Origin of the sequence: Trichocoleus sp. ST-U2, assembly GCF_039961875.1 — a bacterium.
Classification (GTDB): domain Bacteria; phylum Cyanobacteriota; class Cyanobacteriia; order Cyanobacteriales; family FACHB-T130; genus FACHB-T130.
This window is the reverse complement of sequence record NZ_JAMPJY010000056.1, coordinates 1-13,815: the sequence shown is the minus strand read 5'-3', so window position 1 is coordinate 13,815 and position 13,815 is coordinate 1. Positions and strand designations below refer to the sequence as shown.

The 13,815-nt window shown below is 48.4% G+C and carries 13 protein-coding genes and 1 other RNA gene; 8 read left to right on the top strand and 6 right to left on the bottom strand.

Annotated elements, in window-relative coordinates; all coding sequences use genetic code 11:
* Positions 1 to 351, bottom strand: a complete 351-nt coding sequence (locus NC996_RS24805; RefSeq protein WP_190412944.1) for a phage holin family protein — start codon at positions 349 to 351, stop codon at positions 1 to 3.
* A gap of 121 nt (positions 352 to 472) precedes the next feature.
* Between NC996_RS24805 and NC996_RS24800 the strand changes: the two genes are divergently transcribed.
* From NC996_RS24800 to NC996_RS24770, 7 genes are all read left to right on the top strand, one after another.
* Positions 473 to 964, top strand: a complete 492-nt coding sequence (locus NC996_RS24800; protein WP_190682082.1) for a pentapeptide repeat-containing protein — start codon at positions 473 to 475, stop codon at positions 962 to 964.
* The gene (locus tag NC996_RS24795; RefSeq protein WP_190682079.1) at positions 961 to 2,133 is read left to right on the top strand and encodes a 5-(carboxyamino)imidazole ribonucleotide synthase; all 1,173 of its coding nucleotides are present in this window, start codon (positions 961 to 963) and stop codon (positions 2,131 to 2,133) included. Before NC996_RS24800 ends, NC996_RS24795 begins: the two co-directional genes overlap by 4 nt.
* Positions 2,134 to 2,501: 368 nt before the next feature.
* A non-coding RNA gene (ssrS, locus tag NC996_RS24790) (6S RNA) lies at positions 2,502 to 2,683 on the top strand.
* 196 nt (positions 2,684 to 2,879) lie between these two features.
* Positions 2,880 to 4,148, top strand: a complete 1,269-nt coding sequence (locus tag NC996_RS24785) for a pitrilysin family protein (RefSeq protein WP_190682076.1) — start codon at positions 2,880 to 2,882, stop codon at positions 4,146 to 4,148.
* A gap of 111 nt (positions 4,149 to 4,259) precedes the next feature.
* Positions 4,260 to 5,540, top strand: coding sequence for a pitrilysin family protein (locus NC996_RS24780; protein ID WP_190682074.1), 1,281 nt, complete (start codon positions 4,260 to 4,262; stop codon positions 5,538 to 5,540).
* A gap of 150 nt (positions 5,541 to 5,690) precedes the next feature.
* Positions 5,691 to 6,512 (top strand): peptidoglycan-binding domain-containing protein, encoded by an 822-nt coding sequence (locus NC996_RS24775; RefSeq protein ID WP_190682071.1) that lies wholly within the window; start codon positions 5,691 to 5,693, stop codon positions 6,510 to 6,512.
* An 866-nt stretch (positions 6,513 to 7,378) separates the two neighbouring features.
* A complete protein-coding gene (locus NC996_RS24770; RefSeq protein WP_190682068.1) occupies positions 7,379 to 8,401 on the top strand; it encodes a hypothetical protein in 1,023 nt (340 codons plus the stop codon).
* Between the two features lie 580 nt (positions 8,402 to 8,981).
* Here NC996_RS24770 and NC996_RS24765 read toward each other — a convergent pair.
* The 5 genes from NC996_RS24765 to gor all read right to left on the bottom strand — a co-directional run bounded on the left by NC996_RS24765 (position 8,982) and on the right by gor (position 12,909).
* Complete coding sequence (locus NC996_RS24765; protein ID WP_190682065.1) at positions 8,982 to 9,602, bottom strand: YqiA/YcfP family alpha/beta fold hydrolase; 621 nt, start codon at positions 9,600 to 9,602, stop codon at positions 8,982 to 8,984.
* A gap of 33 nt (positions 9,603 to 9,635) precedes the next feature.
* Positions 9,636 to 10,148 (bottom strand): Spy/CpxP family protein refolding chaperone, encoded by a 513-nt coding sequence (locus NC996_RS24760; protein WP_190682063.1) that lies wholly within the window; start codon positions 10,146 to 10,148, stop codon positions 9,636 to 9,638.
* Between the two features lie 129 nt (positions 10,149 to 10,277).
* Complete coding sequence (locus NC996_RS24755) at positions 10,278 to 10,637, bottom strand: hypothetical protein (RefSeq protein WP_190435197.1); 360 nt, start codon at positions 10,635 to 10,637, stop codon at positions 10,278 to 10,280.
* Positions 10,634 to 11,215 carry a sigma-70 family RNA polymerase sigma factor gene (locus NC996_RS24750; RefSeq protein ID WP_190682124.1) on the bottom strand — a complete coding sequence of 194 codons (582 nt, stop codon included), beginning with the start codon at positions 11,213 to 11,215 and terminating at the stop codon, positions 10,634 to 10,636. Before NC996_RS24750 ends, NC996_RS24755 begins: the two co-directional genes overlap by 4 nt.
* A 293-nt stretch (positions 11,216 to 11,508) precedes the next feature.
* A complete protein-coding gene (gor, locus tag NC996_RS24745) occupies positions 11,509 to 12,909 on the bottom strand; it encodes a glutathione-disulfide reductase (RefSeq protein WP_190682061.1) in 1,401 nt (466 codons plus the stop codon).
* A 121-nt stretch (positions 12,910 to 13,030) separates the two neighbouring features.
* Between gor and cysC the strand changes: the two genes are divergently transcribed.
* Positions 13,031 to 13,564 carry an adenylyl-sulfate kinase gene (cysC, locus tag NC996_RS24740; RefSeq protein WP_190682059.1) on the top strand — a complete coding sequence of 178 codons (534 nt, stop codon included), beginning with the start codon at positions 13,031 to 13,033 and terminating at the stop codon, positions 13,562 to 13,564.
* Positions 13,565 to 13,815 lie beyond the last annotated feature (251 nt).

Sequence of the window (13,815 nt, the reverse complement as noted above, 5' to 3'; positions counted from 1 at the left end):
TTATTCGGCTTCTCTGTTGAACAAAAAGTTTAGCCCACTAGCCACTAGACTCAGAACAATTGAACCTATCAAAGCCTGCCCGAAACCAGCGATACTAAAACCGGGAGTAATCGCCCCAGCAATCAAAATTGTGATGGCGTTAATCACAAACAGAAACAACCCTAGGGTCACGAGCGTCAGCGGCAATGTCAAAATTACCAAAAGGGGTTTGACAATTGCATTCACTAAGCCCAAAACAATCGCAGCAACCAGCGCAGCCAGAAAATTTGTGACTGTAAAGCCGGGGACAATGTATGCCGTAATCATTAGCGCGATCGCTGTAAGTAGCCAAGTCACCAAAAAGTATGGCATAAGCTTTCCTTAAACCTCGCTCACTCACAATTTTAAGGGTCTAGTTCGCATCTAGAAGGATTCCAGAATACACTAACCTGAAAGATAGCCAACTCTATAGCGTGTTTTGAAACGCTTTTCTATGATCTTTCGGCAACTAGCTGCGTTCCTACTAACAATCGTTCTCGTTATCTGGGCATTTCCAGCCCAAGCAGGATACTACCCGCCTCCCTTGTCCTATAGCAATGCCGAACTGAAAGCCAAGGATTTCTCCGGTCAAACTTTGCAGGTGGCTGAGTTTTCCAACGCCAACATGGAACTCGCTAACTTTGAGGGTGCGGACTTAAAAGGGGCGATTTTTAGTGCATCGGTGATGACAAATGCCAATTTACACGGCGCAGATTTAACTAATGCAATGGTCGATCAGGTAAAACTCAACGGCGCGGATTTAAGCGATGCCGTTTTGGTGGAAAGTATCCTATTGCGTACTATATTTGACGGTGTAAATATCGCTGGTGCGGACTTCACCGATGCAATTTTAGATGGGGCGCAAATAAAAGAACTCTGTATTAAAGCATCTGGTGTAAATTCTAAAACTGGTATCGCAACTCGTGAGTCTTTGGGGTGTCGATGAAGCGTGTAGGAGTAATTGGGGGCGGACAGCTAGCCTGGATGATGGCAGGTGCAGCGGAGGCGTTGGGGATTGAATTGGTGGTGCAGACGCCCAATCCGGGCGATCCAGCGGTCGCGATCGCATCTTCCACCATTTTTGCTCCCATTGATGATGCTGCCGCTACAGCCGAGTTAGCGTCTCGCTGCGATGTCATTACTTTTGAAAACGAATTTATTAACCTGAACGCTTTAGATTCTCTTGTCCAGAAAGGCGTCTGCTTTCGCCCTAAGCTGGAAGTATTAGCGCCGCTGTTAGATAAATACGATCAGCGCTGCTATTTAGAAGATATCGGCTTGCCAACTCCCAGTTTTACAACGCTGGAGGGAGACGCCGAGAATCAGGAAGTCAATCTTTCAAAATCCTTCACTCACCCCTTGAACCTCCAAGACCTGGATTTTCCCGTCGTTCTAAAAGCCCGACGCGGCGGCTACGATGGTCAAGGCACCTTCATTATTAAAGATAGCCACGCCCTAGAGTCAACTTGGCAGCGACTGAAATATGCGCCAGTGTTGTTAGAAGAATTTGTGCCTTTTGAGCGAGAATTAGCGATTATTGCCGCTCGTTCTGCCGCAGGCGAGGTGGTGACTTACCCAGTCGTAGAAACTCAGCAGGTCGATCAAGTGTGTCGGCGTGTCTTAGTGCCCGCGGCAATTACGCTAACGGTGGAACAAGAGGTGAAAGCGATCGCACATACGCTTCTAGATAGCCTGCAAGCGGTTGGCGTCTTTGGCATTGAGCTATTTTTAACTCCAGCCGGAAAAGTGTTGGTCAATGAAATTGCCCCCCGCACTCACAACTCCGGACACTTCACCCTGGATGCCTGCGAAACTTCTCAATTTGAGCAGCAACTTAGAGCCGTCAGCGGTCTCCCTTTAGGCAGTCCCGCTCTCAAAAGTGCGGGTGCTGTCATGGTAAATTTACTCGGTTACGAGCATTCTCAGAGCGATTATCTTGCCAAACGGCAACAGCTAGCTGAGTTATCTCACACTCACGTCCACTGGTACGGCAAAACCGAATCTCGTCCCGGTCGAAAACTCGGTCACGTCACCGTTTTGCTAGAAACAGCCGACCGTTCTGAGGCAGAAGCAATCGCTCAAACCATTGAATCTATCTGGTATTCAGAGGAATGAGGGAAGAGGACTGAAGAGTTAGGACTGAGGACTGAGGACTGAGGACTGAGGACTGAAGACTGAGGACTGAGGACTGAGGACTGAGGACTGAGGAGTTAGGAGTTAGGAGTTAGGACTGAGGACTGAAGACTGAGGACTGAGGACTGAGGACTGAAGGCTGAAGAGTTAGGACTGAGGACTGAGGACTGAGGGCTGAGGGCTGAGGAGTTAGGAGTTAGGACTGAGGACTGAGGACTGAGGGCTGAGGAGTTAGGAGTTAGGAGTTAGAGGTTGGGAGGTATGGGTTAGGACTGAACACAGGAGGGGGGAACTAAATGAGATTCTTCCACTCCCCGACAGCCTAGCTCCTTTGCTATAATAATTTTTAGGTTAGGCTGCGGCGTTGGTGACTGCCAATAACGTTTTTTGATCTTGCCTTGTTCTAACGGGAACCAAAAAGCTTTGACAGCAGTAGACCGGGCAAGTACCCGGAAACTTTAAGTCAGACATTAGGTGCCCACCTGGTTTATCCAGGTCATAAACTGAGGTAAAACGGCGTTGCGGTGAACCTCATAGAATTAAAATCCCCTTGTCCAAGAGATAGGGGGATTTTTGTATCTTACTTGGCTGAAAGTTTTGAATTTTGATTGTATTTCTTAAATAATGGATGCAAAGGTGCCAACTTTGGATCGACAAATGATAATTATTTAGCGTTAGGCGCTAGGATAATTGAATTCGTATCTAACTACAGTTAGAAAATAAAAAGTTTGTTGCAACTCTTAAATACTACTTCAAAATTTCCAGCTGAGGTATTCAAGCTGGACAACGGCTTAACAGTGATTTATCAACACATCCCAGCGACACCAGTGGTTGTGGTAGATGTTTGGGTGCGGGCGGGAGCGATCGCTGAGACAGAAGAGTGGTCGGGAATGGCTCACTTTCTGGAACACATGATTTTCAAAGGCACCGACCGACTACCGCCCGGTGTATTTGACCAAGTGATTGAAAATACCGGCGGCATGACGAACGCGGCGACCAGCCACGACTACGCCCATTTCTTTATTGTTACAGCCGCTCAGTATTTAGAAAATACCTTGCCTGCTCTGGCAGATATTCTCTTAAACGCGGCGATCCCAGAAGAAGAATTTATTCGGGAACGCGATGTAGTTTTGGAGGAAATCCGCCAGAGTTATGACGATCCTGATTTTATTGGATTCCAAGCCCTGACAGAAAGTATTTACCAACGCCATCCTTACGGGCGTCCCATCTTAGGAACAGAAGCGCATCTGATGGAGCGATCGCCCGACGAGATGCGTCGCTTCCATCGCTCCCACTACCAGCCGGAAAATATGACGGTAGTCATTGTGGGGGGAGTTGAGAAAGAACCCGCACTAGAACTGGTGAATCGCTCGTTCCAGCACTTCGCCCCGCCGTTGGAGTGTCCTCTGGCTGAAGCCGAAGCCGAACCTCCGATGATAGAAATACGGCGTCAGGAAATCCACTTACCTAGGCTGGGACAAGCTCGTCTGATGATGGCATGGACGGGTCCTGGTGTGGAACAGTTGCGAAATGCCTACGGGTTAGACTTGCTTTCTGTACTGTTGGGAGAAGGGCGAACTTCCCGGCTGATCAGAAACTTGCGAGAACAGCAGCAATTGGTGCAGAACATTAGTAGTAGTTTCTCCCTACAGCGAGATTCTAGTTTGTTTACGATTAGTGCCTGCCTCGCCCCAGAGAATCTAGATCGAGTAGAGGCAATCATTGGCGATGCGATCTCCGAGTTGCAGAACGCTCCTGTTTCCGAGGGAGAACTTTCTCGCTGTAAACGCTTGCTGTCGAATGACTATGCTTTTTCCACAGAAGCACCCAGCCAACTAGCGGGTTTGTATGGGTATTACAACACCATTGCAGCGGCTGAAGTCGCCACGACCTATCCAGAGAAAATTCAGTCTTTTCAGAACACAGAACTTCAGAAGCTGGCGCAGCAGTATCTCTCCCCGTACCGCTATGCGGTCACAATCCTCAAACCTTGTTAGCTTGAGGAAAGGGGTGATTAGTCACTCATCATTAGTAAGTAGTAAGTTGTTCCTACGACTAATGATCGATGGCTAATCACCGATGATCAATGACTAAGGACTCTACAACGAATGACTCAAAGTGTGACGCGATCGCTCGCCAACCCAACTATCCACCGCAGTGTTCTAGACAACGGCATTGTATTAATTACGGTGGAAAATCCAGCGGCTGATATTATTGCTGGTCGAATTTTTGCACGGGTTGGAGGTCGGTGGGAGCCACGAGAAAAAGCGGGACTGTCTCATTTGCTATCCACGGTACTCACCAAAGGAACCGATCGGCTTTCCTCCCTAGAAATTGCCGAGCAAGTAGAGTCAGTGGGAGCGAGTCTCGGTGCTGATGCGGCTGCGGATTATTTTTTGCTGAGTCTCAAAACAGTATCCGCAGATTTTCCGGAGATGTTGCAACTGGCAGGGGAATTATTGCGATCGCCTAGCTTTCCAGAAGCCGAGGTGGAACTGGAACGGCGTCTCGCTTTGCAGGATATTCGCTCCCAGCAGGAACAGCCGTTCACCATCGCCTTCGACCAGCTGCGGCAAGCCATGTACCAGAATCATCCCTACGGATTCTCCAGCCTGGGAACCGAAGCCACTGTCTCTGGTTTAAGCCGCGCCGACCTCCAGCACTACCATCAGACTTATTTCCGCCCCGATAACCTAGTTATCAGTATTGCCGGTCGCCTGACTCCCCAAGACGCCACTGATTTGGTTAATCAAGTGTTTGGAGATTGGCAGAGTGGAACCACCCCTCTACCTACCCTCAGTCTGCCTCAAATCACCCCTGAACCCATCTCTTGCGCTACCCCACAAGATACGCAGCAATCCATCGTGATGCTGGGCTACGTCGCGCCATCCGTGCAAGAAACCGACTATGCCTGCCTGAAACTGCTCAATACTTACTTGGGCAACGGTCTTTCTAGCCGCTTATTTGTGGAACTGCGCGAGAAGCGGGGATTGGCTTACGATGTCTCAGCTTTTTACCCGACTCGGTTAGAAACATCTCAGTTTGTGGTATATATGGGCACGGCACCGGAAAACACCGCGATCGCCTATGAAGGCTTGCGAACTGAAGTGGAACGCCTTTGCACGACTCAACTGAGCGATCGGGAGCTGCAAGCTGCCAAAAACAAGCTGCTTGGTCAATACGCTCTCGGCAAACAAACCAATGCTCAGCTGGCTCAAGTTTTCGGCTGGTACGAAATTTTGGGTCTGGGAATTGAGTTTGATACCGAGTTTCAGGAAAAAGTTACCAGTATCACCCCAGAGTTGATCCAAAAAGTGGCTTCCCGGTATTTTACCGAACCTTATGTCTCTCTCGTTGGTCCAGCCGAAAAATTAGACATTAAAAGTTAAAAAAGGAAAAAAGTAAAAAGACAAAGTAAAAATGAAAGATTTTTTCTTGAACCTTTTCGCTTTTTCCAATCGCGTTGTAAAGTCAAGAGGAAAAAGCGATGAAAAAAACATCCTTTTGCCTTTTTGTAAACTCAAGAGGAAAAAGTAAAAATGAAAAAAAACATTCTTTTGCCTTTTGCCTTTTTACTTTTACCTTTTATGGCGATCCCCAGTGATGCCAAAGAAATCGCCCAAACATTTCCATCCGCAACCGTTACTCGGCAAACGTTACGACCTGGTAGCCAAGGGACTGAAGTAGCGGAACTCCAAGCAGCTCTTAAACTATTGGGTTACTATAATGGCGACGTAAATGGCGTGTACGGGGAAAATACCGCGATCGCAGTTTCCCGTTTTCAGCAAGCCGCTGGTTTAGCACCGGATGGAATCGTGGGTGCAGAAACCTGGAAGCGTTTATTTCCAGTCGCCCCACCATCGGAATCTACAGTAGCCGCGACGCCACTGGTTATCCCGTCTCCTTCAGCGTCAACAATTTCTACCACCGGGGCAGCATCTTTTCCCGTCCCAACTACGACAAACACCGCTGCCAATCCCAGACCAGCGGCAACTTCCCGTCCCAGTGTGAATGTTCCAGCCTCCAACAGTCCGGCAACCACTGCCAGAACCCCCAACCGTCCGGCAACCGCTGCCAGAACCACCGCTAACCGTTCCACAACTGCTGCTCCTAGCTCTCAGACACGGACGAACCCGCAGCAGCCCAGACAGCTCGATTTTCCAGTTCTGAGGCTGGGAACGCAAGGCCCAGCCGTTACCAGTTTGCAACAGCGCCTGCGAACCCTTGGCTTTTTCAAAGGAACGGTGAATGGTGTCTTTGATGCAACGACTCAAACTGCGGTCAAAGCTGCTCAACAAAGATTTAAGCTAGACGCCGACGGTGTAGTGGGTCCAGCGACTTGGAACGTTTTGCTGCGTTAATTAAATAGCAATTATAAAAAAATAAAATGACACAAATCCGTTTTCTTGATGAAAACGGTTTTTTTTACGCTTTTTTGAACAACTGCGTGCTGTTTTCACGGACTTCTTCCTTTCGATTTTTCGATCTCAATCCTTGGATGGAGGAGACAATCCATTCTCAGATAGAGAGATTCAGGCAAGACTAACGGATATCGTATTGCTTATAAGGACAAGACAGCTGAGTATTAACTTCCTTAGCTTGTAGTTGCCAATCAATCTAAAAAAATCAGGGTCTTCTCGGTTTCCTGATTGACACAAAGAGTTCGATCGACATTCATGTACAACCACCCTAGAACCGATAACAATCAAAGGCCTAAATCGGTCTATCAGGGTAGAGGCAATTCTGAACGGGTTTCCTACCAGAATGAGTACCTTAAAGGTCGCAATTCTGAACGTCGTTTTCAGGAACAGAGCTATCTCGTTGATGAGAATACCAATGCCTTGACTAATTTGCTGATGAATCTTGCTTTCACATCGATTGTAAGTTTCCTCGTTGGAACTCTGTTCTTCGTTGCTCAGCGAAATGAATCTTCTCTACCCTCTGTGCCTGTTCCCAATGACAGTCCCTCTCAAAGCATCGAGAAAAAGACAACCATCTTTGAAAGAACTGTAGATAAATATTCAGGAAATTCAGGAACTCGTTCCAGCACCTCAATAACAAGCAGGACAGGGGACATTGAAAACAATGTTTCTAACTCTGCGCGAGGTAGGCTCCTAACCTTGCTAGCTAGGCTTGGTTGAGACAGCGTTGCTCAAATCTACTGACCATAAACAGTTTTAAACATCCTTTTCTGCCTTTAAACCATTCAGGAGTTGTAGTAATACTCATGTCTAACCTACAAAATCGCAATAACGATAACCGTGAAGTTCCCCAGAACCCAAATCAGCCGGTTTCTCCCCATAATCCGGTTGGCCCAACTAACACGGTTCACGGGAATGGCACTGTAGACCCAGGCAAAGTGACCTCCTATCGAGATGGTTATGTCCACGGTCGCGTTTCCGAGCGCCGCGTCAACGAGGAAGGACAAGAAATCCGCGATAATAATAATGCCGCCAGAGGCTTGTTGATAGGGATTGCCCTCACCTCTCTGCTAGGGTTGACCCTCGGTGCCCTCTACTTCCTCAACCAACGAAATCAGCAGGTAGAAGAGTACACTGCGCCTGCGCCTGTGGTGGTTCCCGTACCTTCCCCTTCACCTTCAGCTTCTGTTGCACCGAACTCAACTGCACCAGATACGTCTTCATCGGGCGCTTCTCAACAGCCTACACAAGAGAGAATTATCGAAAGAACCACAGTTGAGAAGGCTCCTACAGTGATTCAGGTTCCTCAGACACAAAACGCACCGCCTGCTCAAAGAGCGCCAAATGTAAACATTACAGTTCCTCCGAGTTCCGGGCAACAACCGACTCGAAATCAGACAAATATTAACGTAACGCCTTCTCAACCGTCGAACTCAACTCGCACGAATACTTCTGGGACTACTCAATCAAGTCCTAGTACAACTCTAACCGCGCCTTCAGTGCGTCAGAACTCAACTCGAACGAATACTTCTGGCACCACCCCAGGCACCCAAAATCCAACTGGCACCACACCGAATAGCGGTGCTACCACCAATGGAACCACCGGCACCACATCGGGGAGTAGTTCGACCACCAATGGAACCACCGGCACCACACCGAATAGCGGTGCTACCACCAACGGAACCACCGGCACTACACCGGGAAGCAGTTCGACCACCAATGGAACCACCGGCACCACACCGGAAAGCAGTTCGACCACCAACGGAACCACCGGCACCACACCGGGAAGCAGTTCTACAACTGGTGGGTCAAGCAGTACGGGTCAATAACGACTAAAACTTTGCAATCTAGCCCCCTCCTAATATTGGAGGGGGCTTTGTCATCGGTGTATCGCAAATCTTTCATTTTTGAACTAGCATTTTTAAAGATTTCGACACATAAAGGGATATGAATTTAATTTAACGAACGAGTTGGGTTGGAGAATCAAGTGCTAATTTAAATATAGGCACAACGAAGTAAGAACCTTCGACACCAAGTTTTCGGATTCGAGCCTGTGTCTCCCGCTCTTATCCAACGCAACACCGAATCTCGGTTGTATTTCTCTAATAAATGTAGCGATCGCGCTGAAGTTCATTCGCTTCTTTTTGATTTGAGCTGTTAAGTCGCGGATCTAGATCATTGCCTGAATCGGCGTAGGGAATGCAAGATAGTTAGAAAAGGTTTGTTGCGAATTAAGTCCACCCTAGTAGAGTTAGTTTTTGGTTTCGTCAACTTTTCTAGAATTTTTCCTTTTTCGTTTGAGTAACCTGACCATTTATAGCTCGTTCACGAACCCGCCGGTACCTTAGGCGGGTTTTAGTTTTTTATATGGCAGCGGAACGCCTAAAGGGGCGGCGAAACAAACAGGTATTAATAGCAGAAAGCTTTTATCAAGTCCCAAATTTCAGGCAGGACGTTTCCTAAACTGTGATCGTCCTCTAGTTCGATAAATTTAACCCAAGGGCGTGAGGCGGCGTAGTTGCGGCTAGCTGCAATTGGAATCACTTCATCGTGACGCCCATGCAGAAGCAGAGTAGGAATGGGGCGCTGTAGCTGTTCGTCTTGATATTGGGCTGCGTCGGTGACGAACTGGTAGTGCAGAGGAAGCGATCGCTTCTCGCCATAGTGATATACCGGCAAATATTGCTCTGTCTGCCACTGTTGCAGGTGTTCTTCCCCCAGTCGGAGCAACCAGTGAGTCAGAAACTCAAAAGCGGGAGCTAGCAACACTAACCGCTGAACCTGCGGGTATTTTTCTCCCACCCAAGCCGCTGTTAAACCCCCTAAGCTGGAGCCGATGACAGTAACAGGCATTGAGTTTGGGGGAAATTCAGCGGCGACTTGCTTTATTTGCCGAGTTATTGTCAGATGGGAAAAATCGCCTTGGTTGAGATCGGGGATTTTCAGAGAAGATAAGCGATCGCGCAGATATATCGCCTTTGCTGACTGGGGACTAGAGGCAAATCCATGCAGATAAAGATAATCAAGCATCCAATTGGGCAGTAGTTTCCGGCGTATCAACCGCTAAAAATTTTGCTCCAGCGAACCTTGCAAACCTTGTCCTCTATTTTTCCCCGCCCGTTGCCCCTTTTGTTGTCGTCGCTGTTGCATCAGTTGGACAAATTTGGCGCGTTGCTCTGGAGTCATCACTTCTCGCATTTCTAACATACTCTCAAACCGCAACTTTTGTAGCTGCTGCTGCAACTCTTCAACTTGCTGATTTTTAGAGCGAATTTGGCTGGCGGAAGCTGTACTGTTCATCAGTGTCGCTAGCTCTTGCCGAGCTTGACGTAGAGCTTGCTGGCGCGGCGCTATCTGGGTTCTATACTTCTGGCGAATCGCCTGCATTTGCTGCATTTGCTGTTGGGTAAGATTGAGTTGCTGAAGGAGTCCATCCTTGTTGCCTCTTGGAGGACGGGCACCCGGCGAATTTTGGGCAATTGTTTGAGAAGATTGGGGATTGGGATCGGCAAGAGCAACCGCACTCCCTACAGATAGTATGAGAACCGCTAACAGAGAAATACGATTTAGGGACATGAAAACAATCTCCGTCGTTAGTAGTAATTAGTAATTAGTAATTCGTTAAAACGCAATTAGCCATTCTTGATGAGGTAGTCGCAATGAGCTGATTAAAGATAACTGACCATTACCGATTCCCTAAAAAAGCTAATTTTCTGAGAGCAACCAATCAGCTTCTGCATCTTGGCTGCTCGACGAAGCGGGCGTTTCACCCGCGACAACACTATCCCAGTTCGTCGCCAGAAATGCTTCCAGTTCGGCGGTGTTTGTGGATGCAGTCGATGCAGTGTTAGGCACCAGCACGCGATATCCTGCCCAAGTAACTAACAGACTAGCAACAAGGGCAGAGGGTAAAATCCACCTCTGTCGCCATTGCGGCTGTGGAGGCGCAGAGGCTACTGCTTGCATAATCTGGCTCTCTAAATCGGGTGCAGATGGAGGAATATGACCCCGGTGTTGGCGCAGAAACTCTACCAGGGGTTTGTCATCATCGGGGAACTGAGTCATAGGTGGACTCCTTGTTGCTGGAGAAATTGCCTCATGGAGGTTCTAGCATGAAAGAGGCGAGATTTTACTGTGCCAACTGGAATCGACAAGATATTTGCGATCTCTTTTTGCGGAACGTCTTCTAAGTCGTGCAGAACCAGTACGGCGCGATGCTCGAAACTTAGTTGTTGCAGTCCGCGCTGCACTAAATCTTCATAATGTAAGTGCATCAGAGTGGGAGATTCTTGTTGACTTGGCAAGGCATTGGTAGCGCTTTGTTGTAAAGACGCGAAATTTCGGGTTTCTACAGCAAATTGTCGCCGTCGATCTGACGCGACATTCCAGCTAATCCGATAAAGCCAAGTCGAAAAATGGGCGGTTTCCCGCAATTTTGGTAATCCCTTCCAAGCGCGTAAGAATACTTCTTGCACCAAATCATCTAAGCATGAGGTACCGCAGAGTTGGTAAAGAGTTGATCTGACGCGCTGCTGATGGCGCTGGTAGAGTTGCCGAAAGCTCTGCTTGTTGCCTTCTTGACACCGTTTTACCAGGTAAGCATCGGTGTTGAGATCGGGTTTTTCTTTGGCTTGATCGCCCATTAGCGCATTGATTGATACAGCTGGCACCGATTGCCTCTCTCTTACCACTGTTGGATTTCTAATGCTTTAGACTGGGCATTTGGGGAAAAGGTTCAAAGGCAAGTGGCGCATATTTATACCAGTTTTCAATGTGCATCCACTTACTTAAGTAATGACCTTAGTAATGACAGAACTATCAAGATTTGGCAGTGTGATTGAGACGGTAGGTTAAATGAGAGAAAATATCGCTTATATCAACAAGTCAAATGCAGGTTTTTGTAGGGGCAATTGATAATATTGCCCCTAGGCGTAAGTTATCGCAGAGTAACGAACTCTTCGGCGGTGGAAGGATGAATGCCAACGGTGGCGTCGAAGTCTTTTTTGGTGGCTCCCATATTGACTGCGATCGCGATTCCTTGAATCACCTCAGCTGAATACTCACCCACCATGTGAGCGCCTAGCACGCGGTCAGTACTTTTGTCAATCACTAACTTGACCATGACTTTCTCATCCGCGCCGGTGAGACTGTGGAACAGAGGACGGAACCGGGCGCGATAGATTTGCACGTTGTCATCGCCCAACTTTTTGCGGGCATCGGCTTCGCTCATTCCCACCGTAGCGGCTTCTGGCTGGGTGAATACGGCAGAGGCAACATTTTCGTGATTGAATACCCGACGATTGTTGCCAAATTCAGTATCGGCAAAAGCGCGACCTTCACCAATGGCGACGGGCGTTAAATTGATCCGGTTGGTGCAATCGCCTACAGCGAAAATATTCGGCTGGTTGGTGCGGCTGTACTCATCGACTTCGATGGCACAGTTGACGCTGTACCCATGCAACCTGGGTAAATCTTCGTCTTCACAATTAACAACCTTAACGCCCGCATTCTCCAACCCAAGTTTTCCTAACAAAGGTGCGCGACCGATGGCGACTAGAACTTGGTCTGCCGTGAGGGTTGTATCCGCGTCTTTGCCTTTTTCGGTAAAGGCGACCTTCAGACCCTCTGGGGTTTTCTCAATGCCTTTCCCGGTGACATTCGTGATAATGTTGATGCCGTGATGGGTCATGGCATCCTGAATGGCAGTGCGAATATCGTCATCAAAGCCTTTGAGAATGCGATCGCCGCGAAGCAACAAACTGACTTTCGATCCCAGTCCGTGCATAATACAAGCGAATTCCACAGCAATATAGCCAGCGCCAATAATGACGATGTGCTTCGGCTGTTCCTTGAGGAGAAATATCTCGCGGGAAGTGATGGTGTGTTCCATCCCTGGTAAATTCGGCTTGATGGCTTCCCCACCCACGGCGATTAAAATCTTGTCAGCCGTGACTTTGCGCCCATCCACTTCCACCGTATGCGGATCTAATAAAGTGGCGCGGCTCTTGATTAACTCCACCCCAGCTTTTTCCAAAAACCCAATATGCAACTGGCTGAGACGGTGGACTTCCTTATCGACAGTCGTTATCAGATGTTCCCAGTTTAAACTTCTCTCGCCCACAGTCCAGCCATAGCCTGCGGCATCCTCAAACAAATGGGAAAATTTGGAGGCGTAAACCATCAATTTTTTGGGAATACAGCCCCGAATGACGCAGGTACCACCCACTAAATCGCCTTCTGCGATCGCTACTTTCGCTCCGTAGCTAGCCGCGCGTTTGGAAGCCGCCAATCCCCCCGAACCCGCCCCAATGACAAACAAATCGTAATCAAATGCCATGACTGGAAGTCCTCTCTTTCTTCATTTAGTTTAAAAGATGTAACGATGATGCTCCTGCTTTCCCATTTTCCGCAGATCGCTTAAAGTCGGATGAGAATACCGTCAGTTTTAGCGAAGAACAATGGATCGAGAGCAGCGTGGTGTCACCGTGTGGTTTACAGGTTTAAGCGGTGCGGGAAAAACCACCATTAGCCAGGAAGTGGCGCAAGCATTGCAGAAACGCGGATACAAGGTGGAAATCCTCGACGGAGACGTGGTGCGCCAAAATCTGACCAAAGGTTTGGGGTTTAGTAAAGAAGACCGGGATGAGAATATCCGGCGCATTGGTTTTGTGGCTCACCTCCTGACTCGGAACGGTGTGGTCGTACTGATTTCGGCAATTTCGCCTTATCGGGAAATTCGAGAAGAAGTGCGATCGCGTATTGGAGATTTTGTTGAGGTTTATGTGAATGCACCGTTAGCGGTTTGCGAACAGCGAGATGTGAAGGGGTTGTATAAAAAAGCGCGGTCTGGGGAAATCAAAAACTTCACTGGGATTGATGACCCCTATGAATCGCCCCTGCATCCTCAAATCGAATGCCACACAGACCAAGAAACGATAGAGGAAAGCACAGAAAAAGTTTTGAGAAAGCTGGAAGAACTGGGCTACCTCTAGTAAGGATAAACCGCAATTAAGAGGAACCCCTCCCCGCCCTCACCTGCGGCTCCGGCTCCGGCTCCGGCTCCCCTCTCCGCTTGCGGGGAGGGGCTGGGGGTGGGGTTCTTTTATTATGGATAATTACACAAATCTAATAGACCTCTTGCAAAAGTCGTCGCTGGGGTAATATGGGGTCTAAAATTAGGCGATTGCTAGCTGCCGGTCATAAGTTTTACTCATCTTACCTTTGACTGAGCCGAAGTTCATAA